This window comes from Amycolatopsis sp. 195334CR, from assembly GCF_017309385.1.
Lineage (GTDB): Bacteria > Actinomycetota > Actinomycetes > Mycobacteriales > Pseudonocardiaceae > Amycolatopsis.
In genome coordinates, this window is the sequence record NZ_JAFJMJ010000002.1 from 252,560 (window position 1) to 277,158 (window position 24,599).

At 72.1% G+C, this 24,599-nt stretch carries 21 protein-coding genes and 1 pseudogene; 10 read left to right on the forward strand and 12 right to left on the reverse strand.

The window, feature by feature from the left end; genetic code table 11:
- Positions 1-85 precede the first annotated feature (85 nt).
- A complete protein-coding gene (locus JYK18_RS23950) occupies positions 86-1,129 on the forward strand; it encodes a dipeptidase (RefSeq protein WP_206804879.1) in 1,044 nt (347 codons plus the stop codon).
- 53 nt (positions 1,130-1,182) lie between these two features.
- Positions 1,183-2,169 carry a GlxA family transcriptional regulator gene (locus JYK18_RS23955; protein ID WP_307796029.1) on the forward strand — a complete coding sequence of 329 codons (987 nt, stop codon included), beginning with the start codon at positions 1,183-1,185 and terminating at the stop codon, positions 2,167-2,169.
- Here the strand turns inward: JYK18_RS23955 and JYK18_RS23960 are convergent.
- Positions 2,166-2,816, reverse strand: a complete 651-nt coding sequence (locus JYK18_RS23960; RefSeq protein WP_206804881.1) for a sortase domain-bontaining protein — start codon at positions 2,814-2,816, stop codon at positions 2,166-2,168. The genes JYK18_RS23955 and JYK18_RS23960 overlap by 4 nt on opposite strands.
- A gap of 171 nt (positions 2,817-2,987) precedes the next feature.
- Between JYK18_RS23960 and JYK18_RS23965 the strand changes: the two genes are divergently transcribed.
- From JYK18_RS23965 to JYK18_RS23975, 3 genes are read left to right on the forward strand one after another with little or no spacing between them, the layout of a single operon-like run.
- Positions 2,988-3,938: an exopolyphosphatase gene (locus JYK18_RS23965; RefSeq protein WP_307796030.1), complete on the forward strand. Its 951-nt coding sequence runs from the start codon at positions 2,988-2,990 to the stop codon at positions 3,936-3,938.
- Between the two features lie 28 nt (positions 3,939-3,966).
- Positions 3,967-4,461, forward strand: a complete 495-nt coding sequence (locus tag JYK18_RS23970) for a hypothetical protein (protein WP_206804885.1) — start codon at positions 3,967-3,969, stop codon at positions 4,459-4,461.
- Between the two features lie 41 nt (positions 4,462-4,502).
- The gene (locus JYK18_RS23975; RefSeq protein WP_206804887.1) at positions 4,503-4,688 is read left to right on the forward strand and encodes a hypothetical protein; all 186 of its coding nucleotides are present in this window, start codon (positions 4,503-4,505) and stop codon (positions 4,686-4,688) included.
- Here JYK18_RS23975 and JYK18_RS23980 read toward each other — a convergent pair.
- From JYK18_RS23980 to JYK18_RS24010, 7 genes and pseudogenes are all read right to left on the reverse strand, one after another.
- On the reverse strand, positions 4,685-6,973 hold the full coding sequence (locus tag JYK18_RS23980; protein WP_206808081.1) for a glycoside hydrolase family 65 protein: 2,289 nt from the start codon (positions 6,971-6,973) through the stop codon (positions 4,685-4,687). The genes JYK18_RS23975 and JYK18_RS23980 overlap by 4 nt on opposite strands.
- Positions 6,974-7,030: 57 nt before the next feature.
- Positions 7,031-7,759, reverse strand: a complete 729-nt coding sequence (locus tag JYK18_RS23985; RefSeq protein ID WP_206808082.1) for an HAD family phosphatase — start codon at positions 7,757-7,759, stop codon at positions 7,031-7,033.
- A gap of 45 nt (positions 7,760-7,804) precedes the next feature.
- Positions 7,805-8,134 (reverse strand): annotated as a pseudogene (locus JYK18_RS23990) (ArsR/SmtB family transcription factor); the annotation flags it as partial.
- A 37-nt stretch (positions 8,135-8,171) separates the two neighbouring features.
- Complete coding sequence (locus JYK18_RS23995; protein ID WP_206804889.1) at positions 8,172-9,482, reverse strand: deoxyribodipyrimidine photo-lyase; 1,311 nt, start codon at positions 9,480-9,482, stop codon at positions 8,172-8,174.
- On the reverse strand, positions 9,479-10,972 hold the full coding sequence (locus tag JYK18_RS24000; protein WP_206804892.1) for a cryptochrome/photolyase family protein: 1,494 nt from the start codon (positions 10,970-10,972) through the stop codon (positions 9,479-9,481). Before JYK18_RS24000 ends, JYK18_RS23995 begins: the two co-directional genes overlap by 4 nt.
- Before the next feature lie 90 nt (positions 10,973-11,062).
- Complete coding sequence (locus tag JYK18_RS24005) at positions 11,063-13,549, reverse strand: M14 family zinc carboxypeptidase (RefSeq protein WP_206804894.1); 2,487 nt, start codon at positions 13,547-13,549, stop codon at positions 11,063-11,065.
- Between the two features lie 111 nt (positions 13,550-13,660).
- A complete protein-coding gene (locus JYK18_RS24010; RefSeq protein ID WP_206804903.1) occupies positions 13,661-14,146 on the reverse strand; it encodes a MarR family winged helix-turn-helix transcriptional regulator in 486 nt (161 codons plus the stop codon).
- Between the two features lie 19 nt (positions 14,147-14,165).
- Between JYK18_RS24010 and JYK18_RS24015 the strand changes: the two genes are divergently transcribed.
- Positions 14,166-14,675 (forward strand): pyridoxamine 5'-phosphate oxidase family protein, encoded by a 510-nt coding sequence (locus tag JYK18_RS24015; RefSeq protein ID WP_206804913.1) that lies wholly within the window; start codon positions 14,166-14,168, stop codon positions 14,673-14,675.
- 59 nt (positions 14,676-14,734) lie between these two features.
- Complete coding sequence (locus JYK18_RS24020; protein ID WP_206804914.1) at positions 14,735-15,505, forward strand: trypsin-like serine protease; 771 nt, start codon at positions 14,735-14,737, stop codon at positions 15,503-15,505.
- A 78-nt stretch (positions 15,506-15,583) separates the two neighbouring features.
- On the opposite strand, the gene cobN is transcribed toward JYK18_RS24020, so the two are convergent.
- The 4 genes from cobN to JYK18_RS24040 form a co-directional block, all read right to left on the reverse strand.
- The gene (gene cobN / locus JYK18_RS24025) at positions 15,584-19,168 is read right to left on the reverse strand and encodes a cobaltochelatase subunit CobN (RefSeq protein WP_206804916.1); all 3,585 of its coding nucleotides are present in this window, start codon (positions 19,166-19,168) and stop codon (positions 15,584-15,586) included.
- Between the two features lie 71 nt (positions 19,169-19,239).
- Positions 19,240-19,479, reverse strand: a complete 240-nt coding sequence (locus JYK18_RS24030) for a helix-turn-helix transcriptional regulator (protein ID WP_153034440.1) — start codon at positions 19,477-19,479, stop codon at positions 19,240-19,242.
- 13 nt (positions 19,480-19,492) lie between these two features.
- Entirely contained in the window at positions 19,493-20,347 is an 855-nt protein-coding gene (locus JYK18_RS24035) for an ABC transporter permease (RefSeq protein ID WP_206804918.1), read from the reverse strand.
- On the reverse strand, positions 20,344-21,228 hold the full coding sequence (locus JYK18_RS24040) for an ABC transporter ATP-binding protein (protein ID WP_206808083.1): 885 nt from the start codon (positions 21,226-21,228) through the stop codon (positions 20,344-20,346). Before JYK18_RS24040 ends, JYK18_RS24035 begins: the two co-directional genes overlap by 4 nt.
- 105 nt (positions 21,229-21,333) lie before the next feature.
- Between JYK18_RS24040 and JYK18_RS24045 the strand changes: the two genes are divergently transcribed.
- Genes JYK18_RS24045 through JYK18_RS24055 form a run of 3 tightly spaced genes read left to right on the forward strand, consistent with a single transcriptional unit; the run spans position 21,334 to position 24,580 of the window.
- Complete coding sequence (locus JYK18_RS24045; protein ID WP_206804920.1) at positions 21,334-22,470, forward strand: precorrin-3B synthase; 1,137 nt, start codon at positions 21,334-21,336, stop codon at positions 22,468-22,470.
- A complete protein-coding gene (locus JYK18_RS24050; RefSeq protein ID WP_206804922.1) occupies positions 22,467-23,090 on the forward strand; it encodes a precorrin-8X methylmutase in 624 nt (207 codons plus the stop codon). Before JYK18_RS24045 ends, JYK18_RS24050 begins: the two co-directional genes overlap by 4 nt.
- Positions 23,087-24,580, forward strand: coding sequence for a precorrin-2 C(20)-methyltransferase (locus JYK18_RS24055; protein WP_206804924.1), 1,494 nt, complete (start codon positions 23,087-23,089; stop codon positions 24,578-24,580). Before JYK18_RS24050 ends, JYK18_RS24055 begins: the two co-directional genes overlap by 4 nt.
- Positions 24,581-24,599: the final 19 nt, after the last annotated feature.

Sequence of the window (24,599 nt, forward strand, 5' to 3'; positions counted from 1 at the left end):
AAGCCACATTCACAGCACCTGGGCGCGGCCCGCCGGGGGACCGGTACCGTCGCCGGGGAGCTTCTCGGCGACGGAAGGGAACGGCATGACTGGGGTGGATCGGGCGCGGGCGCTGCTTTCGGCGGCGCAGCTGGCGGATGGGCACAACGACCTCCCGTGGGCGTTGCGCGACCTGGCCGGGCCGGATCCGCGCGAGGCGGTGGCCGCGGTCGACCTGCGCCAGCACCAGCCCCGCCTGCACACCGATCTGCCGCGCCTGCGCGAGGGCAAGGTCGGCCTGCAGTTCTGGTCGGTGTTCGTGCCGTGCGGGTTCACCGGCGACAGCGCGGTCACCGCGGTGCTGGAGCAGATCGAGGTGGTCCACCAGCTCCTGGAGCGCTACCCCGACCACCTGGCACCGGCCCGCACCGCCGACGAAGCCGAGGCCGCCTTCCGCGACGGCAAGGTGGCCTCCATGCTCGGCGCCGAGGGCGGGCACAGCATCGCCGGCTCGCTGGGTGTGCTGCGGATCCTGCGCCGCCTCGGGGTGCGGTACATGACGCTGACGCACAACTCGAACACCCCGTGGGCGGATTCGGCCACCGACGAGCCGGAGCACGGCGGGCTCACCGACTTCGGCCGCGACGTGGTGCGGGAGATGAACCGCATCGGCATGCTCGTCGACCTGTCGCACGTCGCGCCGAGCACCATGCGGGACGCGCTCGAGGTGAGCACCGCGCCGGTGGTCTTCACGCACTCGTCGTGCCGGGCGGTCAACGACCACCCGCGCAACGTCCCGGACGACGTGCTGGCGCGGCTGGCGGGCAACGGCGGGGTCTGCATGGTCACCTTCGTGCCGAAGTTCGTCTCCGGCAAGGAATCCGTCGGTGTCGAGGACGTGGTCGAGCACCTGGAGCACGCGCGCGAGGTGGCCGGGATCGACCACATCGGCGTCGGCGGCGACTACGACGGGGTGAAGTCGCTGCCCGCGGGACTGGAGGACGTCTCGAAGTACCCGGTGCTCTTCGGCGCGCTGCTGGACCGGGGCTGGAGCGAGGACGACTGCGCCAAGCTGGCCGGCCGGAACGTGCTGCGCGTCCTGCGCGGTGCCGAGGACGTGTCGAAGGCCGCGGGCTACCCGATGGCCTGATCTGTGGCCGTTCGGTCATTGTGGACATCCGGGGATCCGGTAAGTCTGGGGTGGTGCAGACCGGGGAGATCGTGCGCGACGTGGTGATCGTCGCGGAGCCGGGGCTGGCGGCGCTGGACGCCACCGGCCCGATGGACGTGTTCGCGTTCGCCGCCGCCGCGGGTGGCCGGTACCGGGTGCGGATCGCCGCGCCCGCGGGGGCGCCGGTGCGCACCGGCAGCGGTTTGCGCATCGCCCCCGACCTGGCGATCGAGGAGCTGGACGGCCCGGTCGACACGCTGATCGTCACCGGCGGGCTGGGGGCGAACGGCTCGGTGCCGGTGTCCCCGCGGCTGGTGCGCGAGGTTTCGCGGCTGGCCCCGCACACGCGCCGGATCACCTCGGTGAGCACCGGGGCCTTCGTGCTCGGCGCGGCCGGGCTACTCGACGGGCGCCGGGTCACCACGCACTGGCTCTGGTGCGACCTGCTCGCCGAGCGCTGCCCGGCGGCGGTGATGGTGCCGGACGCGATCTTCGTCCGTGACGGGCGGGTGGCCACTTCGGCGGGCATCACCGCGGGCATCGATCTGGCGCTCTCACTGGTGGAAGAGGACCACGGCGCCGACCTGGCGCGCGAGGTGGCCAAGTTCATGGTGGTGTTCCTGCAGCGCCCCGGCGGGCAGTCGCAGTTCAGCGTGTGGTCGAAACTGCCGGCGCCGCAGCATTCCGCGCTGCGCAAGGCGACCGACGCGGTGTTGCTGGAACCGGCCGCCGACCACTCCATCCCGGCGATGGCGCGGCGGGCCTCGGTCAGCGTGCGGCACCTGAACCGGCTGTTCTCGGAGAAGCTCGGCACCACCGCCGCGGCCTACGTGGAGCAGGTACGGGTGCAGGCGGCTCAGGGGTTGCTGGAGTCCAGTTCGGACGGTATGGAGGCGGTCGCGCGCCGCTGCGGCTTCGGCAGCCCGGAAACCATGCGGCGCGCCTTCGTCCGGCTGATCGGCATCTCGCCGGGTGCCTACCGCTCCCGTTTCCGCTCCGCGGGCTGGAGCATCGCCTAGGCGAGCCGCGCGGAGACGACGACTTCCTCGGTGTGGTTCCCGACGCTGCGGTCGTAGGTCGCCGCGCAGGTGACCAGGCGGAGTTCCGCGCCGTTGCCCGGGCTGCCGGTGTAGTCGGCGGCGGTGGCCGGGCCCGTCTTCCGCGGCCGCTTCTCCACCAGGTACACGGCGAACTCCGCGATCGTGCCGTCCGACCGGCCCACCCGCACGAGGTCCCCGGCCCGCAGTTCGCGCAGCCGCTCGAACACCCCGCGCGCGAAGGCGTACATCGCGTGCCCGCTGATCAGCGACGGGCCGGTCTCGCCGGGGGCCGGGCCCGGGGCGTACCAGCCCGCGCGCTGGCCGTCACCCGGTACCTCCATCGCGCCGGTCGCGGTCTGGCCCAGTTCGGCCAGCGCCCCGGTGGACAGCCCGATCGCCGGGATCTCCAGCGAGACGGGCTTCGCGGGTGGCAGCGGGCGGTTCGACGGGGTCGGGGCCCCGCGCGGGGCGACCGCCAGCTCCCCGCCGGTCGCCGGGACCGCGCTCCGCTGCGGGGTGACGATCAGCGTCACCCCGGTCAGCGCGCCGGTGAGCACCACAACCACGGCCGCTACCACGGTGGCCAGCCGCCCGGTGTCCCCGACCCCGCGGCACCCCTCTTTCATGGCTGCTTGATCGCTGTTAACCACGTACGGCGTTACCTCCCCGAGACCCGGTGCCCCTGGGTATCACCCGGATGGGGTATGTTAAAGATTCCTTTACTGGGGTTTGGCGGCGTGAATTTGCGGGAAGAATCGGGTACCTGCGGACCCTGTGCACACAGTGGGAGGTCGTGCGTGCCGGAACAGCTCGTCGGAGTGCTTGATGTGGGGGCGTTCAGCGCACGGCTGGTGCTGGTGGAACGCGGCGGCTCACCGGTGGAACCGGCGCTCGTGCACAAGACCAGGCTGCGCCTGGACCGCGCGCTCGACGCCGAGGGCAGGCTGAGCCGGGACGGCATCGAATCGATCGCCGACGCGGTGCGCAAGGCGAACCGCGTCATGGTCGAGCACGGTGTTCAGACCGTCTTCCCGTTCGCCACCTCGTCGGTGCGCGACGCGGCGAACGCACGCCAGGTGGTCGCGAAGGTGGCCAGGGCGACCGGCACCGAGCTGCGCTTCCTCTCCGGCCGCCGCGAGGCCGAGCTGTCGTTCCTGGCCGCGCGCCGGTGGTACGGCGCCTCCGCCGGGCCGCTGGTGGTGCTGGACGTCGGCGGCGGCACGGTGGAGATCGCCGCGGGCTCCGGTGAGGTGGCCACCTTCGCGCGTTCGCTCAAGCTCGGCGCGCGGGAGATGACGCGGTCCTGGCTCCGCAGCGACCAGGCCTCGGCCAAGCGGATGGACGCGCTGCGGGAGCACACCCTCGACCAGGTCAGGGCGTCGCTCGGGGACGCCGGCGAGCTGATCCGCGGCGCGCGGGCGATCGGCTGCTCGAAGGTGCTGCGCCAGCTGGCCCGCCTCGCCGGGGCGAGACCGCAGCGGGACGGCGACTTCGTCCCGCGCACGCTGCACGTCGAAGACCTGCGCCGCTGGATCCCGCGGCTGGCCAAGCTGCCGGTGGACCGCCGCGCCGAACTCCCCGGCATCTCCCGCTGCCGCTCCCGCCAGGCGCTCGCCGGCGCCATCGTCGCCGAAGCACTGCTGACCCTGTGCGGGGAGCGCGTGGAGATCTGCCCGTGGTCCACCACCGAGGGCCTGCTGCTGACCATGCTGGACGGCGAGGCGGGCGACCTGCGCCTGATCGCTTAGCGAACCACCGTCCGGGTACCCCTCGGACATGGTCATCCACGTGAGCCGGGACGCCTTTCTCGGCACCTACGTCAACGACCACCTCGCCGGCGCGACCGGTGGGGTGGACCTGATCCGCCGGTTGGCGGCCGCCGAACGGCAGACGGACTACGGTCCCGAACTGCGCAGGCTGGCCGCCGAGATCGCGGAGGACCACCGCAGCCTGCTCGGCATCATGGGCGCGCTCGACGTGCCGCGCGCCAAGCACAAGGAGGCGCTGGCCTGGGCGGGGGAGAAGGTCGGGCGGCTGAAGTTCAACGGCAGGCTGTTCAGCCGGTCGCCGCTCAGCCGGGTGGTGGAACTGGAGGCGATGCGGCTCGGCGTCGAGGGCAAGGCGGCGGCCTGGCGCACGCTGCGGCAGCGCGCGGTCGGCGACTCGCGCCTGGACGTGGCCGAGCTGGACCGGTTGCTGGAGCGGGCGAACGCGCAGAGCGAGGCGCTGGAACGGCTCCGGATGCGCGCGGTCACCGAGGCTTTCGGCTGAGCGAGGTTGTCAACGCGCCCGTTCGCGGGTAACCCGGGAGTATGCGCGAACACCAACGTCGCCTCGACGACGAAGACGAGGACCAGCCGCTGTCGGCGGAAGTGCCGCGTCCGCCGCACCGCGATCTCGACCCCCAGCACACCAAGGACGTCGACACCGACCTCCTCCCGAACCAGGACGACGTGGAAACCCCGCCGACGGGCGAGAAACCCGAGCCACCCGACTAGCGGCGCCGTATCGGGGCCCGGCCCGGCGGCTGGACGGGCGCGGGCAGGTCCGGTGCGGCCGGGATGGGCAGCGTGGCCGCCGTGGCGGTCACGGTGACCTTCTCGCCGTGGTGGCGGATGTCCAGGTGCTCCCCGGTGATCAGCCGGTAGCTGGCCTGATCGCCGGTGATCTCGACGGAGAAGTGGCTGCCGCGGAAGATCAGCCGGAAGGCCACCCGGTCCAGCCCGCGCGGCAGGCGCGGGGTGAACGACAGGCTGCCGTCGTGGTCGCGCAGCCCGCCGAGCCCGGCCACGGTGGCCAGCCACGCCCCCGCCAGCGACGCCATGTGCAGCCCGTTCCGCACGTTGTTGTGCACGTCGTGCAGGTCGGTGAAGGCGGCTTCGGCGAGGTAGTCGTAGGCCAGGTCGAGGTGGCCGACCTCGGCCGCCAGCACCGCCTGCGTGCCCGCCGACAGCGAGGAGTCCCGCACCGTCCGCGCCTCGTAGTAGGCGAAGTTGCGGGCCTTTTCCTCCGGCGTGAACGAGTCCCCGCGCAGGTGCATGGCCAGCACCAGGTCGGCCTGTTTGACCACCTGCTTGCGGTACAGGTCGAAGTACGGGTAGTTCAGCAGCAGCGGGTAGTGCTCGGCCGGGGTGCCTTCGAAGTCCCAGTCCACGTGCTGGGTGAAGCGCTCGGCCTGCGGGTGTACCTCGAGCAGGTCGTCGTAGGGCACCACCATCTCGTCGGCGGCCCGCCGCCATTCGGCGATCTCGCCGGCGTCCACCTCGAACGCCCCGGCCAGGTCGGCGTGCCGTTCGCAGGCCAGCGCCGCCTCGCGCAGGTTCCGCTGCGCCATCAGGTTCGTGTAGACGTTGTTGTCCGCGATCGCCGAGTACTCGTCGGGACCGGTCACGCCGTCGATCCGGAAGCCGCCGTGCCTGCCGTGGTGGCCCAGCGAGATCCACAGGCGGGCGGTTTCGAGCAGGATCTCGGTACCGCAGTCCCGCTCGAACTCCTCGTCGCCGGTGGCCGCCACGTACCGGGCGACCGCGTCGGCGATGTCGGCGCTGACGTGGAACGCGGCGGTCCCGGCCGGCCAGTACGCCGAGCACTCGGCGCCGTTGATCGAGCGCCACGGGAAGGCCGCGCCGCGCAGGCCGAGCTGGGCCGCCCGCTCGCGTGCTTTGCCCAAAGTGGAGTGACGCCAGCGCAGCGCGTCGCGCGCCGCCTCCGGCATGGTGTAGGTGAGCACCTGGAGCACGAAGGATTCGGTGTCCCAGAAGGCGTGCCCGTCATAGCCCGGCCCGGTCAGCCCCTTGCCGGGAATGGCCCGGCTCTCGCCGCGGGCCCCGGCCTGGAGCACGTGGAACAAGGCGAACCGCACGGCCTGCTGCAGTTCGGGGTCGCCGTCGATCTGCACGTCGGCGGACTCCCAGAACTCGTCGAGGAACCGGCGCTGTTCCTCGAGCAGGCCCTCCCAGCCGGTCTGCAGCGCGCCGTCGAGCGCGGCCTCCACCTGCGCGCGCAGCGCGGGGGCCGACCGCTGCGCCGACCAGCCGTACCCGAGGTACTTGGTCAGCGTGAGCTTCTCGCCCGCGGGCACGTCGACCGCGGCGGTCAGCCTGGCCAGGTCGTCCTCGGCGTGGATGTTGGTGCGCAGGCCGTCGGAGGTCTCCAGCCGGTGGTCCATCGCCGCGGCCATGCGCAGCCCCGACTCCCGCGTGCGGTGCACCAGCACCGCGCGCGTGTCCTCGGCCATGGCGAACTCGCCGACCAGCGGCGACTGCAGTGCCGCGGCCACCCGCGGGTCGCTGGTGTCGGACTCGATCGGCTCGTTGGCCAGCAGGTCGGACTGCACCACGAGCTGGATCTCACCGTCGAGCGGCTCCACCTCGTACCGGATGGCCACCACCGCGCGCTGGGTGAACGAGACCAGCCGTTCGGTGCGCACGCGGACGCGGCGTCCGGTCGGCGAGGACCACTCGGTGGTGCGGCGCAGCGTGCCGGAGCGGAAGTCGAGCACCCGCTCGTGCGCGGTGGCCTGGCCGTAGCGCATGTCCAGCGGTTCGTCCTCGACCAGCAGCCGGATGATCTTGCCGTCGGTCACGTTCACCACGGTCTGCCCGGCCTCGGGGTAGCCGTACCCCGCTTCGGCGTAGGGCAGCTGGTACGACTCGTAGAACCCGTTCAGGTAGGTACCGGGCAGCCCGCGCGGCTCGCCCTCCTCCAGCGTGCCGCGCAGCCCGATGTGCCCGTTGGACAGCGCGAAGGTCGATTCGGTGCGCTGCAGCTGTTCGACGTCCATGCCGACCCACCGCAGCTCCCACGGCGACCGGTCGGACTGTTCGTAGCCGTGAGTCACTCAGCCCTCCAGTAGCTCGGCCAGATCGTCGACCACCACGTCGGCACCCGCCGCGCGCAGCTGATCGGCCTGATCGGCCCGGTTCACCCCTACCACGTACCCGAATTCTCCCGTTTTACCCGCTTTGACCCCGGCGATGGCGTCCTCGAAGACCGCCGCCGCGGCCGGTTCGGTGTCCAGCGCCCTGGCCCCGGCCAGGAACGAGTCGGGGGCGGGCTTGCCCCGCAGTCCCTGCTTGACGATCTCCACGCCGTCGATGCGGGCCTGCACGAACTGGGTCAGGTCACCGCCTTCGAGCACCTTGGCCCCGTTCGCCGACGAGGTGACCACGCCGATCTTCAGCCCGGCGTCGCGGGCGGCTTCGAGGTAGCGCACCGAACCGGGGTACGGGCGCACGCCGCGTTCGTCGATGATCGCCAGCACCAGGTCGTTCTTGCGGTTTCCCACCCCGTGCACGGTCGCGCGGTCCGGCGGGTCGTCGGGGCCGCCTTCGGGCAGGGTGATCTCGCGTGAGGCGAGGAACTCGCGGACGCCGTCGAACCGCGGGCGCCCGTCGACGTGGTCGGCGTAGTCGCGCTCGGTGAACGGGCGGAACCCGTCTCCGTCGCGGGCGCGCAGGAACTCGTCGAAGGTCTGCTTCCACGCCTGCTTGTGCAGTTCGGCGGTGCCGGTGAGCACGCCGTCGAGGTCGAACAGGCAGGTGGTGATCTCCTCGGGCAAACCAAGCATGTTTCGCACGGTACCGGCGTCGTGGCGGTGGTGCCTGCCAGCGCCGGGGTGGGGGCGGACGTGGTGGATCAGGTCGTGCGCGGTGGCGTCGGCGAGGCGGTAGCGCACCACGCGGCCGGTGCGGTGGCCGGTGACCAGGCCGTGCGCGCGCAACAGCCGCAGCGCGTGCGAGACGGCGGTGTCGCTCATCCCGGCCGCCGTGGCCAGGTCGGAGACGCAGATCTCCTCGGCGTAGTGGATGCACACCAGCAGGGTCAGGCGCGAGGGATCGGCGAGGATGGCGAACCGGTCGGCCCACTCGCGCACGGTGGCGCGATCGCCGAGGCCGTCGAGGGCACGCTCGACCCGGTCTGGGTCGATCGGTTCCACCGGCACGCCCCCGATCGTCTCACGCGCCCCGGCGCCGGGCGGGCTACTTGCCGCGGGCACGCAGGAAGCGGTCGGCGCCGGTCCGCAGGTCGACGATCGGGGACGGGTAGTCCTCGGCGCCGCTGTGCTTCCACGGTTCGTGCACCGCCGGGCCCTCGATGCCCGAAAGTTCCGGCACGTACTCGCGCACGTAGTCACCCCGCGGGTCGTACCGCTTCCCCTGCAGGATCGGGTTGAGCACGCGGTTCGGCCGCGTGTCGGTGCCGGTCCCGGCCACCCACTGCCAGTTGAGCTGGTTGTTCGCCACGTCCGCGTCCACCAGGTGCGCGAGGAAGTGCCGCGCGCCCTCCCGCCAGTCCACGTACAGCGTTTTGGTCAGGAAGCTGCCGACGATCAGCCGCGCCCGGTTGTGCATCCAGCCCTCCCGCAGCAGCTGGCGCATCCCGGCGTCCACGATCGGCACCCCGGTACGGCCTTCCCGCCAGGCATCCAGGTCCTTTGTGGACTTACGCCAGCGGTCGCCGTGGGAGCGGTAGTCGGTGTGCGAACTGGCCGGGCGCGCGGCGAGCACCTGGTGGTGGAAGTCGCGCCAGGCCAGCTGCCGCACGAACGCCTCGGCCCCGGCCGACCGGCCCGCGCGGTGGACCAGCTCGTTCGCCGACACCGAGCCGAAGTGCAGGTGCGGTGAAAGCCTCGACGTGCCACCGGCGGCCATGTCGTCCTGCAACCGCGTGTACTCGTCCACCTGCCCGCCGAACCAGTCGTCCACCAGTTCGCGGCCCGCGCGCTCACCGCCGTCCGGCAGTCCCGGCGCGGTCTTCCCGGCGCAGATGTCCTTGGCCGACGGCACTTTCCCGAGGCGCACCCGCGCGGGTGTCAACCGCGGTGGTTCGAGCACCGAGCGCCGGTCGGCCTCCGACCAGCGCCGGAAGTACGGGGTGAACACGGCGAAGTGGTCCTTGCCGCCGGTCGGCGTCACCGCGCCCGGCGCGAGCACCGTGGTCACCGCGTCGTGCACGACCAGCCGATCGCCCAGCGCCTCCCGCAGCGCGTCCTCGCGCCGGTGGGCGAACGCGCTCACGTCGGCCGCCACGTGCACCTCGTCGGCGTCGAACGCGCACACCTCGTCGACCAGGTTCCCGCGCCGGTTCACCAGCCGCGCGCCCAGTTCCTTCAGCCCGGCGTCCAGGTCCCGCAGGCAGGCGGCGAGGAAGGCGGCCCGGTTCGGCGTGCCGGTGATCCGCTCGTCCAGCACGAACAACGGGATCACCCGGTCCGCCTTCGCCGCCGCGGTCAGCACCGGGTTGTCGTGCACCCGGAGATCCCTGGTGAACAACGCGATCGCGACGCTCAAAAGTCCTCCCGTTCCCTCTCCTGCTCGACCAGCGCGTCCAGATCGGACAGCCGGGAAAGGCCGTTCAGCGGTTGCCGCATCCGGTGGTTGTCCCGCAGCCGGTCGGCGTTGCGGTCGAGGAAGGCCCAGTAGCCCGCGGTGAACGGGCAGGCGTCGGCCCCGACGCGCACCTTCGGATCGAACTCGCACCGTCCACAGTGGTCACTCATCCGGTTCAGGTAGGCGCCGCCCGCCGCGTACGGCTTGGTCGCCACGATGCCGCCGTCGGCGTACTGGCTCATCCCGATCACGTTGGCGGGCATCACCCACGGGAAGCCGTCGACGAACGCGGTGGCGAACCACTCGGTCAGCTCGCGCGGCTGGTAACCGCGTTGCAGCGCGTGGTTGCCGAGCACCATCAGCCGTTCGATGTGGTGGGCGTAGCCGCGGTCCCGCACCCCGGTCAACGCGGTGCGCAGGCACCGCGCGGTCACCGCGTCGGGATCGAGGTCGCGCCACCAGTCCGGCAACGGCTTCCTGGCCAGCAACCTGTTGCGCCCCAGGTAGTCCGGGCCGAGGTACCAGTACAGCTGCCACACCCACTCGCGCCAGCCCAGCAGCTGCCGGACGAAGCCTTCGACGCAGGCCAGCGGCGCGCGGCCGGCCTCGTAGCGGGCGGCGGCCCGCTCGGCGACGTCGAGCGGGTCGAGCAGGCCGAGGTTCAGCGGAACCGACAGCAGCGCGTGCGACATCGCCCAGTCCGCGCCGAGCATCGCGTCCTGGTGCGGGCCGAAGGTGGGCAGCCGGTCGTCGAGGAACTTCCGCAGCGCCCGGAGCGCTTCGGCACGGCTGACCGCGAACCGGCGCGGCCCGTCGACGCCGATGGGCTGGATCTCGCCGTCGCGCGCCATCCGGTCCAGGTCCGCGCGGACCTCGTCGTCGATCGCGTTCTCCCGCGGCTGCCACGGTCCCGGCACGTCCAGCGTGCGCTGCTTCGGCGGTGGTTTCCGGTTCTCCTGGTCGAGGTTCCACCGCCCGCCCACCGGTTCGCCGTCGGGTTCCAGCAGCACCCCGAGCCGGCGGCGCTGGTCGCGGTAGAAGTCCTCCATCAGGAAGCGCCGCCGGTCGCGGGCCCAGTCGGCGAAGTCCGCCTTGGTCCGGGTGAAGCCCGGTGTCGGCCGGATCCCGGTCACCACGCCCTCGCGGTGCAGCCGGCGCACCAGGCGGTTGGCCGCGTGCGAACCCGGTTCGTGCACCACCACCGGCCTGCCGTACTCGGCCAGCCCGGCCCGGTAGGTCGGCGCGCGGAGGTAGGTGACGCGATCGCCGAGCTCGGCCGCGAGCTGCCGCATCCCGGCCAGCACGAGGTGCAGTTTCTGCCGGTGGAAGCGCTTGTGCGCGAAGGCGTGCGCCGACTCGATCAGCACGATCGGCCGGTCCGCCAGGTCCCCGGTGCGGAAGTGCGGGCCGAGCTGGTCGGCGAACAGCCACAGCGCGCTCTGGTCAGTCACCCGACCAGCCTGCGGGCAGCGCGCCCGTCCCGCAGCGCGAAAACGCCCCGGCGGGGTGATGCCCGCCGGGGCGCTTCCGGTCCGGCGCGATCAGCCGCCGTTGCGTTCCTTGGTGGCCCTGGCCGAGCGGGTGCAGACCTCGCCGACGTCCACCGTCTGCCCGCGATCGGCGAACACGTCGGTCAGCCCGACGATCTTGCCGCGCGGCGAGGTGCAGGTCAGCGTGTACGCCTCCTTGGGCCCGTAGGTGGTCGGCAGCGGCGAGGCGAACTCGACGCGGCCGGTCCAGTCGTCCGGGCTCGCCGGGTCGACCTGGTCGTAGTTGACGAAGACGGCCAGGTAGTCACCGGCGGGCGGATCGAACATCACCGCGCGCTCGGAGCGCGTGCTGCCGTTGGCCGACTGGGTGACCAGCTTGCCGGTCGAGTCGAACACGTAGACGTCCCAGTCGGTGGCCGTGCTGGTCCAGTCCACCGCCACGGTCAGCTTGCCGTTGTCCACCGCGGGCAGCCCGTCCACGTGGAACGGCACGCTCTCCACGTTGACGTCGTCGTTCGGGTAGTCCTGGTTCTCCGCGGGCACGCCCGGCGGGTTGGCCAGGGTGATCCCGGCCTGCGGCGGGCCCTGCGGGTCGCGCCCGTACCGGCCGGCCACGTACGGCCGGGTCGACGGGTTGACCGACCAGGCGAACCGGCCGCCGGTGGTGGTCAGCTTCGAGTCCAGCTGGTCGGTCACGTAGATCGGCGCGCCGGTCGAGCCGTCCGGGTTCTGCACTGGCGAGGTCGGCGTCTGGAAGGTCTTGTGCAGCTTGAGCTCGTACCCCTTGGGCGCCGAGCCGATCAGCGTGGAGTGCGCGGCCGGGTCGGCGGCGTTGGCCAGCATGTCGACGAACGCCTGCCGGTTGCCGCCCTTGCCCGCGCCCGCCGCCGGGGCCAGCCCGGCGTACTCGGCGATCACCCCGTCGGCGAACGGCGGGTGGAACTCGTTCGGGCCGATCTCGAAGGTGAAGCCCCAGCCACCGGTGGCCCAGTAGGACCAGTCCTCGGTGGACCCGGTGGTGTCGTAGAGCGCCCACGACGGCTGGTTGGTGTACCCGTTGCGGGAGGCCATCTTCGCGCCGAGCGCGGCGTAGGCGGGCTCCTCCAGCGGCGCCCGCACGTCGGCCACGCCGGGCACCCGCAGCACCAGGTTGGAGTAGGTGTGCAGGGTGATCAGGTTGGTCACCTGGCGCGAGGACACGATCGAGCGGATGTTGCGGGTCTCCGGCTCGGAGAACGGGCCGGAACCGCGGAAGGTGTCGTCGCTCCACGCGGTCGCCGCACCGGGACCGCCCCAGAACCCGGCGTAGTTGCGGTTCGGGTCGGTGCCGCGCAGCCTGCCCGCCGGGTTCGCCTTGCACACGCCGGTGGCGTACTGCGGCGGCGAGTCGGCGGCGTTGCAGTTCTTCCGCTTCATCTCGTAGTCGAACAGGGTGAAGTCACCGCGCGGCTCGGCCTCACGGGAGATGGAGAAGCCGTCGGGGTTGACGATCGGGACGACGATGTTGCGCGTGCGGCCGACCAGGTTCTTCAGTTCGGCGTTGTTCGTGCGGTAGCCCTTGACCAGTTCGTGCAGCCACTCCATGGCGTGCTCACCGGCGGGCCACTCGCGGGCGTGGTGCACGCCCATGGTGAAGTTCACCGGCTTGCCGTCGGCCGGGTTGGTCACGTTCGTGGCCACCTCGGCGGCGACCACGTCGCGGCCTTCGTGCGTGGCCTCGGGCAGGGTGAACGCGCGCACCAGGTTCGGGTTGTTCCGCGCGAGTTCCTTCACCTCGAACTCGTAGTCGTAGAGGTGGCGGTAGGCGGTGCGGCCCGACGGCAGCACGCTCGGCGGCGCCTTCGCCGCGAACTCGGCGTCGGTCTTGGCGTTCTGCACCGACTTCGCCGACAGGTCACCGATGACCACGGTGGACTGCAGGCCGCTGGCGGCCAGCTTGCCGCGGTCCTCGTCACCGGCCAGCACGACCTCGACACCGGTGGCGTCGGCCTTCTCGGTCACGTCGAGGCCGAGGTCCAGCAGCCGGTCCTTGTCCTTTTTGGACGGAGTGTGCACGCGGACCAGTTCGGCCTTCTGCGGGGCGGTGCCCTGCGGGGTCAGCGCGAGGAAGTCCACGCCGAGCACGGCGTTGCGGGCCGGACCGCCGTAGCGGCACGCCTGCACGACGAGCTGCTGGCCCTGCTTGACGAAGCTCTCGGCGAGTTCACGGGTGCGCAGTCCGGCGGACGCGGCGACCACCTTGCCGGAGGCCTTGTCGAACACGGCGAGGTCCCAGTCGCCCTCGCTGCCGCGCGAGGGCGACAGCCGGGCCTGGACCAGCCCGTCCACCGAGGCGGTCACCTCGCGGCGGTCCGCGCCGGGCGCGTTCTTCGGCAGTGGGGCGGCGAAACAGGATCGGTTGACCGATTTGTCCGCGCGGACCACGTTGTCCGCGGCGGTCGCGGTGGTGGCGGACGCCAGCCCGCCCGCGAGCGCCACGGCGAGCGCGCCCGCGGTGACCCCGCGCCGGAGTCTTCTTCGTTCCGGTGAATTGCCCACTTGCCGGTCCTCCCAGAAAGTTGTTGCCCCGCAGGGGATTCGCCCCGCCGGGTGCACCGGATGAGGACTGTAGACGGTCGGCAGCGGTTAGGCGATAAGCCGAAAGTCGGTTCAGTCCAACTGGCGGACCCGGCGCTGCCGCACGGCTTCGGTGCCGCCGAGGCGGTGGAGGATTTCCGCCAGCAGGGCGCGGGCATCGGCGACCCGGTCGACGCCCCACTCCGCTTCCAATTCGGACTCCAGCGCGGCCCGGTGCGCCCGCGCGGATTCGACCGACGCGCGCCCGAACCCGGTCAGTTCGAGCAGGCGCGCCCGCGCGTCGTCCGGGGCGGGCTTCCTGGTGAGCACACCCCGGCGGACCAGATCGGCCACCGCCTTCGACGCGGCCTGCTGGGTGACGCCCATGCGCTCGGCGAGCGCGGAGACGGTCAGCGGTCCGGCGAGCACGTGCTGGAGCACGAAGCCGTCGTTGAACCGCAGCCGCTCGAACCCGTCGCCGTCCATCCGCCGCTGGACCTCGCCGGTCATCGCCCAGCCGGCGAACAGGGACAGCAGCGACAGTTCGGTCCGGCTCGGCTCTACCGGTGGCTCGCTCATCGGGTTAAAGTACACAACCATGGTTGTGGAATCGGCGGTGACCCCCGGCGAGGTGGTGGCCGGCTTCGTGCGGGTGGCCCACCGGGTGGTCTGGTGCTCGATGGCCACGGTCGACCGGCGCGGGCGGCCGCGGTCGCGCGTGGTGCACCCGTACTGGGAAACCGGCGCGGACGGCCTCACTGGCTGGGTGACCACGCGACCGACGCCGTTGAAGCGCGCGCACCTGGCGCGCACGCCCTACGTCTCGTGCTCGTACTGGGATCCGGGGCACGAGGTGGCCGTGGCCGAATGCGAGGCCGAGTACGCCGATGCGCCGTCGATCCGGCGGCACGTGTGGGAGCTGTTCGGCGCGGCCGACCCGCCACTGGGCTTCGACCTGCGGATCCTGGGCGTGGACGACCCGCTGGACGAGCGGTTCACCGTGCTGCGGCTGCGACCGTGGCGGCTCAGCGCGGGTGAGCTGGCGTGGCGGCGCGGGGTCGGCCATCCGGCCGATGGCGGCCCGGCCGAAGGAATGATCCCGTGGTGATCATCACCCCATAGTGTGACCTCTGTCAGCAAATCGTCGTCTACGGGGAGATCACGAAAATGCTTCGCAGAACAGGGGTGCTGGTGGCCGGACTGGCCGCCGCGGGCGCGGTGCTGGTCCCGGGGGTCGCCGCGGCGGCCGAGGGGCCCACGCCGTACGTCATCGGGGGCCACGACGCCACCGAGGACTACTCGTTCATGGTGTCGTTGCAGCAGGCGGGGAACCACTTCTGTGGTGGCTCGCTGATCAGCGACGAATGGGTGGTGACCGCGGCGCACTGCGTCGACGGGGCCAAGCCGGAGGAGGTCACCACCAGGATCGGCGCGCGGGAGCACGCCAGCGGCGGCACCGAGACCGGCGTCGGCAAGATCATCGTGCACCCGGACTACAGCGGGCTGAACCCGCCGGGGAACGACATCGCGCTGCTCAAGCTGGACAAGAAGGTGAGCGAGCAGCCGATCAGGATCGCCGCCGCCGCGGGGGAGACGGGCACGGCGACCCGGATCCTCGGCTGGGGTGAGCACTGCGTCGACCAGAACTGCGGGGCGCCGGACGTGCTCCAGGAACTGGACACCAAGGTGATGGCCGCTTCGGACTGCACCAACTTCGCCGAGGGGCAGGAGATCTGCACCGGGACCGACACCCCGGACGCGATGGGCTGCCACGGCGACTCGGGCGGGCCGCAGATCAAGGGCCGCACGGGGGAGTGGGAGCTGATCGGCGCCACCAGCCGTGACGGGGACCAGGACCCGAAGTGCGCCAGCGGCCTCGGCGTGTGGACCGACGTGACGGCCTACACGCCCTGGATCGCCGAACAGCAAGCGAGCTGACCGGCGCGCGCTGCCGCTGTGAATGTGGCTTTCACTGCGCCAGGCGCAGTGAAAGCCACATTCACAGCATCGCGGGGGCTACTCCTCCAGGTCGCCTTCCAGTTGGAGGTAGACCTCGCGCATGCGGGCCAGCAGGTCCGGGTCGGGTTCGGCCCACAGGCCCCGGTCGGCGGCCTCGGTCAGCCGCTCGATGATGCCCCGCAGCGCCCACGGGTTCGCCTTGGTCAGGAACTCCTGGTTCTCCTTGTCCAGCACGTAGGACTCGGAGAGCTTCTCGTACATCCAGTCCTGCACCACGCCCGCGGTGGCGTCGAAGCCGAACAGGTAGTCCACCGTGGCCGCCAGTTCGAAGGCGCCCTTGTACCCGTGCCGCCGCATCGCGCCGATCCAGCGCGGGTTCACCACCCGCGCGCGGAACACGCGCGTGGTCTCCTCGCCGAGCGTCCTGGTGCGCACCGCGTCCGGGGTGGTGCTGTCGCCCACATAGGACACCGGGGCCTGGCCGGTCAGCGCGCGCACGGTGGCGATCATGCCGCCGTGGTACTGGAAGTAGTCGTCCGAGTCGGCGATGTCGTGCTCGCGGGTGTCGGTGTTCTTCGCCGCCACGGTGATCCGCCGGTACGCGGTTTCCATGTCCGACCGGGCCGGGGCGCCGTCGAGGTCGCGGCCGTAGGCGTAACCACCCCACACCGCGTACACCTCGGCGAGGTCGGCGTCGTCGCGCCAGTTGCCCGAGTCCATCAGCGGCAGCAGCCCGGCGCCGTAGGAACCCGGCTTCGAGCCGAAGATGCGGGTGGTCGCGCGGCGTTCGTCACCGTGCTCGGCCAGGTCCGCCTTCGCGTGCGCCCGCACGAAGTTCTCCGAGTCCGGCTCGTCCAGCCCGGCCACCAGCCGGACCGCGTCGTCGAGCAGCTCGATCACGTGCGGGAAGGCGTCGCGGAAGAACCCGCTGATCCGGACCGTGACGTCGATGCGCGGGCGGCCCAGCTCGGCCAGCGGGATCGCCTCGATCCCGGTCACCCGCCGCGAAGCCTCGTCCCACACCGGCTGAACCCCCAGCAGCGCCAGCACTTCCGCGGCGTCGTCACCCGAGGTGCGCATGGCCGCGGTGCCCCACACCGAGAGCCCGACCGACGGCGGCCACTCACCGGTGTCCTCGCGGTACCGCTTGAGCAGCGAATCCGCCAGCGCCTGCCCGGTTTCCCAGGCCAGCCTGCTCGGAATGGCCTTCGGGTCGACGGTGTAGAAGTTGCGGCCGGTGGGCAGCACGTTGATCAGCCCGCGCAGCGGCGACCCGCTCGGCCCGGCTGCGACGTACCCGCCGTCGAGCGCGTGCAGCACCGCGTCGATCTCCCCGGTGGTCCCGGCCAGCCTCGGCACGATCTCGTCCGCGGCGAAGGACAGTACTTTGTGGACGGTCTCGTCCGGGGCGCCGAGCACCTCGGTGCACACCGCCCCGACCGCGGCCGGGGCCCAGTCGCGCTGCTCCATCGCTTCGACGAGCTTGCGCGCGGTCGCCTCGATGGCGTCCACTTCGGACGTCGGCGCGTCGCCGTTCTCCTTGAGCCCCAAGGCCGAACGCAGACCGGGAACCGCGCCGTGCTGACCGCCGAAGATCTGCTGCGCCCGCAGCATGGCCAGCACCAGGTTCACCCTCGCCTCGCCGGCCGGCGCTTCACCGAGGATGTGCAGCCCGTCGCGGATCTGCGCGTCCTTGACCTCGCACAGCCAGCCGTCGATGTGCAGCAGGAAGTCGTCGAACTCCGCGTCGTGCGGGCGTTCGTCCACGCCGAGGTCGTGGTCGAGCTTGGCGGCCTGGATCAGCGTCCAGATCTGCGCGCGGATCGCGGGCAGCTTCGCCGGGTCCATCGCGGCGATGTTCGCGTGCTCGTCGAGCAGCTGCTCCAGCCGCGCCATGTCGCCGTAGCTCTCGGCGCGGGCCATCGGCGGCACCAGGTGGTCGACGATGGTGGCGTGCGCGCGGCGCTTGGCCTGCGCGCCCTCCCCGGGGTCGTTGATCAGGAACGGGTAGATCAGCGGCAGGCTGCCGAGCACCGCGTCCGGCGCGCACGACGCGGACAGCCCGGCGGTCTTGCCCGGCAGCCACTCCAGCGAGCCGTGCTTGCCCAGGTGCACCGCGGCGTGGGCGCCGAAGTCCTCCTCCAGCCAGCGGTAGGCGGCCAGGTAGTGGTGGCTCGGCGGCAGGTCGGGGTTGTGGTAGATGGCCACCGGGTTCTCGCCGAACCCGCGCGGCGGCTGGATCATCAGCAGCACGTTGCCCGCCTGGATGGAGGCCAGCACGATGTCGCCGCCGTCCACGTACAGCTCACCGGGCGGCGGACCCCAGTGCTCCGCCATGTCCGCGCGCAGGTCCTCGGGCAGCGCGTCGAACCACTCGCGGTAGCGCGCGGCCGGCACGCGGATCGGGTTGCCGGAGAGCTGTTCCTGCGTCAGCCATTCCGGGTCCTGCCCGCCCGCGGCGATGAGCGCGTGGATGAGCGCGTCGCCGTCGGGCTGGTCGGTGCCGGTCGGGTCGAGGCCGGGCAGGCCGTCACCGAGGTCGTACCCCTGGTCCCGCATGGCGCGCAGGAGTTTCACCGCGCTGGCCGGGGTGTCCAGGCCGACCGCGTTGCCCACGCGCGAGTGCTTGGTCGGGTACGCCGAGAGCACCAGCGCGATCCGGCGCTCGGCGGGCGGGATGTGCCGCAGCCGCGCGTGCCCGAGCGCGATCTTGGCCACCCGGGACGCGCGTTCGGGGTCCGGCACGTAGCGCGGGAGGCCGTCGCTGTCGGTTTCCTTGAAGGAGAACGGGACGGTGATCAGCCTGCCGTCGAACTCCGGCACCGCGACCTGCGAAGCCGCGTCGATCGGGGACAGGCCCTCGTCGTTGGCCGACCAGGCCTGGTGGTCGTTGGTCAGGCAGAGCGCCTGCAGGATCGGGATGTCCAGGGCGGCGAACTCGGCCACGTCCCAGGCTTCGTCGTCCCCGCCGGCGCCCGCCTCGGCCGGTTTGGTGCCGCCCGCGGCCAGGACGGTGACCAGCAGCGCGTCGGCCTTGGCCAGCTCGGCTATCATCTCGGGTTCGCGGGTGCGCAGGGTGGCGCAGTAGACCGGCAGCGCGCGCCCGCCCGCGTCCTCGACCGCGTCGGCCAGCGCGTGCACGAACGCGGTGTTCCCGCTGAGCTGGTGCGCCCGGTAGTAGAGGATCGCGATGGTCGGACCCTCGGTGGTGCGGGGTTCGCGGTCGAGCACGCCCCAGGCGGGCTGCTCCACCGGCGGCTCGAAGCCGTGGCCGGTGAGCAGGAGCGTGTCGGAGAGGAAGTGGTGGAGTTGCTCCAGGTTCGCCGGGCCGCCCTGCGCGAGGTAGGCGTGCGCCTCGGCGGCGATCCCGGCGGGCACGGTGGACAGGCGCATCAGCTCCGCGTCCGGGGCCTGCTCGCCGCCGAGCACCACCACGTGCGCCCCGCTCGCGCGGACCTGGGCGAGCCCGTCGGGCCAGGTCCGCTCGTTGCCGAGGATGCGCACCACGACCACCGGCACCCCGTCGAGCAGCGCGGGCAGTTCGGCGAGCTCGAGCCGGGCCGGGTTGGCGAGCCGGTACTCGGCCCCGGCCGCGCGGGCGCTGAGCAGATCGGTGTCCGAAGTGGACAGCAGCAGGATCATGACGCGGGACGCCTCCGTTGAGTAGGTCGGCTCTCACTCTCCGGGCACGCCGTGGCCCGCGTCAAGGTGATCTAAGCCGACCGCTCCGAGTCGCCGATGCGCGGGAAGGGGGCGGTCGAGAAGATCACCTCGACCGCCACCTCGAAGTACTCCGCGATCTTCAGCGCCAGGTAGAGGCTGGGGCTGTACTCACCGCGTTCCAGGTAGCCGATCGTCTGGTAGTGCACGCCCAGCGCCTCGGACAGCTGCCGCCGCGAGATGCCCCGTTCGGCCCGGAGCACGGCGATCCGGTTGTAGATCGCCTCGCTCATCGGAGTTCCCCGTTCACGTCCCCACCCGCTGCATCGCCCGTTCCCGCCGGGCGGCCACCGCCGAACCCGACTCACGGCGGGCCATCCTACGCAACAGGACCGGGGCCAGCACGAGTCCGGCCACCGCCCACACGCCGAGCACACCGACCGTCTCCAGGTGCCGCCACGACTCGCCGATCTCGGCGGCGACCAGCGCGTCCGGCAGCAGCGCCGAGCGCATGCCCAGGCCGAGCCAGTACATCGGGAACACCTGCGCGATCCACTGCACCCACTCCGGCAGCGCGGTGATCGGGTAGAAGATGCCCGAGATCGCCGCCAGCCCCATGAACGGCAGCATCACCAGGCCCATGTTGCGCGGGTTGGCGGTCAGCGAGCCGATCGCCGCGCCCAGCGGCATGGTGGCCAGCATGCCGAGCACCAGCACCGCGACGAAGCCGGCCCAGGCGCCGAACCCGCCGTCGAACAGCCCGTCGAACAGGAACACCGCGGGCACCAGGATCATCAGCAGGCTGACCACCACGGTGGCGGAGAGCATGGTGATCTTGCCGATCAGGTAGCCGATCATGCCGTGCGGGGTGGCCTTCGCGCGCAGCAGCGTGCCGTCCTCGCGGTCGACCATCAGCTGCCCGGCCACGCCGATCATGCCGCCGAAGACCACCTGCATGCCGAGCACGCCCGGCACCGCGGCGCTGCCGAGGGAGAAGTCCGTGCCGGGCACGGTGGCGCCGCGCATGAAGATCATCACCACCAGCAGGATCAGCATCGGGATGACCGTGCCCGCCAGGTCCTCGCCGGTGGTCAGCGTGTTGCGCAGTTCGATCCGCCCGCGGGCCAGCCCGGCCCGGACGGCGTTCGTGGTCGGGTTCATGCCTGCTCTCCCGTGAACTCGCGGACCGCTTCGGTGGCGTGCCCGGTCTCGGCCTGGTGCACCAGCGTCATGTAGGTGTCCTCCAGCGACGCGCGGCGCACCTCCAGCTCGCCGATCCCGTCGCCGTACTGCTTGAACAGCTCGTGCACGTACTTGGTGGACTCGGTGGTCAGGTGCACGAACCGCTGGCCGTCGCGGGTCCAGCGGATCTCCGCCTCGCCGCTGATCCGGCGGGACAGCTCGTCGGCCGAGCCGTCGGCGATGATGCGGCCGTCGGCCAGGATCAGGATGCGGTCGGCCAGCTTCTCCGCCTCGTCCAGGTCGTGCGTGGTGAGCAGGATCGTGGTCTCGTCGTCGTCGGCGAGGCGGTGGACCAGGTCGTGGAACTCGCGCCGCGCCTCCGGGTCGAAGCCCGCCGTCGGCTCGTCGAGGAAGAGCAGTTCGGGTTTGCCGACGATGCCGATGGCCACGTCGAGGCGCCGCCGCTGGCCGCCGGAGAGCCGCCCGATCCGCTTGTGCGCGTGTTCGGTGAGCCCGACCGTCTCGATCAGCTCATCGGTGTCCCACGGACGGCTGATCTGGTCGGTGGCGAACGGCGCGTAGTAGCGGCCGAGGTGCGCGAGCAGGTCGCGCACGCGGAAACGGCCGTGGTCGCGCCAGGACTGCAGCACCACGCCGAGGCGGGCGCGCCAGGCCTCGTCGCCGTGCGCCGGATCGGTCCCCAGCACGGACACCTCGCCCCCGGAGCGCATGCGGAAGCCTTCCAGTATCTCGATCGTCGTGGTCTTGCCCGCGCCGTTCGGCCCCAGCAGTGCCACGACTTCACCGCGGCTCGCGGTGAAGTCCACCCCCTTGAGCACGTCGTTGGTGCCGTAACGCATGCGCAGGTCGCGGACCTCCAGCACCGCGTCCCCGGCCGGTCCCGGTCTGGGCGCCTGGGTCACCGGTTCTCCCACCCTCGTCATAGACCTTCACCACCCCATCTAATGTCTCGTGCAGATGATAGTACATCTACTACATCCTTTACAGTGACGAACGTGGAAATCCGCCAGCGCGCCGACGCCTGTCCCGGCGTTTTCGCCACGCACGACGCCGCGGACGGGGCGCTGGCCAGGGTCCGCCTGCCCGGCGGCCGGGTCACCGCCGCGCAGCTGCGCGAACTCGCCGCCTGCGCGGCCGACCTCGGCGACGGCGAACTGCACCTGACCTCACGGGGGAACCTGCAGCTGCGGGGCCTCCGGCGGAACGACCCCCGGCTGGCGGAACGGCTCGCCGCCGCCGGGCTGCTGCCCGCGTTCAGCCACGAACGGGTGCGCAACTACCTGGCGTCACCGGAGCCCGAGGTGGACGACCTGGTCACGGCGCTGGACCGGGCGGTCTGCGCGGAACCGGACCTGGCCGCGCTGCCGGGCCGGTTCCTGTTCGCGATCGACAGCGGCCGCGGGGACGTCGCCGGGGAACGCGCGGACGTGACCTGGTGCGGTGGCGCCTTCCTGATCGACGGCGAGGACACCGGCGTGCGGATCACCCGTGCGCGGGCGGTCGAGGCGCTGGTCGCCGCGGCGCTGGCGTTCGTGGCTTCGCGCGGGGAGGCGTGGCGGCTGCGGGAGTCCGCGGTGGCACGCGACGCGGTGCTGGCCGCTGTCCGTCCACTGGGGACGGTCGTCGAGCCGGAGCGGCCGGTGCTGACCGGCCCGCCCGCGGTCGACGGCCGGGTGGTGGCGCCGTGGTTCGGCTGCCTGACCGGGGCGCAGGCCGGGGTGCTGGCCGCGCTGGCGCCGTCGGTGGTGGTCACGCCGTGGCGGTCGATCGTGCTGCCCGAGGCCCGTCCTTCGCTCGCCGGCGCGGGCTTCTTCGTCGACCCGTCGACGCCCGGGGTTGCGCTGAGCGCGTGCATCGGCTCGCCCGGCTGCGCGAAATCGCACGCCGACGTGCGGGCCGAGGCGCGCCGGGTGGCCGCCGCGCTGCCGGTGAGTCTCCGCGCACATTTCTCGGGATGCGATCGCCGCTGTGGTAGACCCCGGGGCGACCATGTGGACGTGGTCGCCACCGGCGACGGTGGTCGTTCCGTGGACGGGCAACGGTTCTCGTCGGTGGACGAGTGGCGGGAAGGACGCGTGTGATCGAGTACATCCGGGACGGGGCGGAGATCTACCGCCACTCCTTCGCCACCATCCGGGCGGAGGCCGATCTGGCCGTGCTGCCCGACGACCTGGTGCCGGTGGCGGTGCGGATGATCCACGCCTGCGGCATGGTCGACCTGGTCGAGGACCTGCGGTACACGCTCGACGTGGTGGAGTCGGGCCGGGCCGCGCTCGAGGCGGGTGCCCCGGTGCTGTGCGACGCGAACATGATCGTCAGCGGCATCACCCGCAAGCGCCTGCCCGCGGCGAACGAGGTGCTGTGCACGCTGTCCGACCCGGCGGTGCCCGGACTGGCCGAGCGCATGGGCACCACCCGGTCGGCGGCGGCGCTGGAGCTGTGGCGCGACAAGCTGCCCGGTTCGGTGGTGGCCATCGGCAACGCGCCGACCGCGTTGTTCCGGCTGCTGGAGCTGCTCGACGAAGGGGTCGGCGCCCCGGCCGCGATCCTCGGCGTGCCGGTGGGTTTTGTCGGCGCGGTGGAGTCGAAGGAGGCGCTCGCCGAGCGGGCGCCGGCGCCGTACCTGCTGGTGCGCGGGCGGCGGGGCGGCAGCGCGCTGGCCGTGGCCGCGGTGAACGCGATCGCGAGCGAGGTCGAATGAGCGGCGTGCTGTACGGGGTCGGGCTCGGCCCCGGTGACCCGGAGCTGGTGACCATCAAGGCCGCGCGGGTGATCGCCGAGGCCGACGTGATCGCGTACCACAGCGCGCGGCACGGGCGCAGCATCGCGCGGTCGGTGGCCGAGCCGTACCTGCGGGCGGGGCAGCTGGAGGAGGCACTGGTCTACCCGGTGACCACCGAGACCACCGACCACCCCGGCGGCTACGACGGCGCCATCGCGGAGTTCTACGAGCTGAGCGCGAAACGACTCGCCGAGCACCTGGACGCCGGGCGGTCCGTGGTGGTGCTGTGCGAGGGCGACCCGTTCTTCTACGGCTCGTACATGTACATGCACGAGCGGCTCGCCGACCGGTACGAGGCACACGTGATCCCCGGGGTGACCTCGGTCAGCGGGGCGGCGGCGATGGTGGGGCTGCCGCTGGTGCAGAAGGAGGAGGTGCTGACCGTGCTGCCGGGCACGCTGCCCGGGCCGCAGCTGGCGATGAAGCTGGCCGAGGCCGACGCGGCGGCGGTGCTCAAGCTCGGGCGGACCTTCACCACGGTGCGTGACGCGCTCGCCGAGGCGGGCAAGCTGGACGACGCCTGGTACGTCGAACGCGCGACCTGGGGCTCGCAGCGGATCGAGCGGCTGGCGGAGGTGGATCCGGCTTCGGTGCCGTACTTCTCGCTGGCCCTGTTGCCGAGCCCGGCCTACGCCTCGCGGGTCCGGGGGACGCCTGCTTCTCCGCCGGTGGCGGTTTCGCCGGGTTCCGTTGTGGTGGTGGGCCTGGGTCCGGCCGGTCCGGACTGGCTGACCCCGGAAGCCGCGGCGGCGCTGAGCGCGGCCGACCACCTGGTCGGGTACGGCCCGTACCTCGCCAGGGTGCCGCAACGGGCGGGCCAGCAGCGGCACAGCACGGGAAACCGGGTGGAGGCCGAACGGGCGGTGGACGCCTTGGAGCTGGCCCTTTCCGGGGCTTCGGTGGCGGTGGTGTCGTCGGGTGATCCGGGCGTTTTCGCGATGGCGTCGGCGGTGCTGGAGCAGGCGGAGGACGCCCGGTTCTCGTCGGTCTCGGTCCGAGTCCTGCCCGGGGTGACCGCCGCCCAGGCCGCCGCCGCCCGGGTGGGGGCACCCCTCGGCCACGACTACTGCGTGCTGTCGCTGTCGGATCGGCTGAAGCCGTGGGAGGTGATCGAACGCCGCCTGGACGCGGTGGGCGCCGCCGACCTGGTGCTGGCGATCTACAACCCGGCGTCGCGGAGCCGGACCACGCAGTTGGCCACGGCCGTGTCGGTCCTGCTGCGGCACCGTTCCGCGGACACCCCGGTCGTACTCGCGCGGGACGTGGGCGGGGCGGAGGAGTCGGTGCGGGTGGTCACCCTGGGCACCCTGGATCCGTCCGAAGTGGACATGCGGTGCCTGCTGATCATCGGCTCGTCACGGACGCGCGTCTCGGAGGACGGCTCCGTCTGGACCCCGCGCCGCTACTGACGGCTCGGGGTCCAGCCCT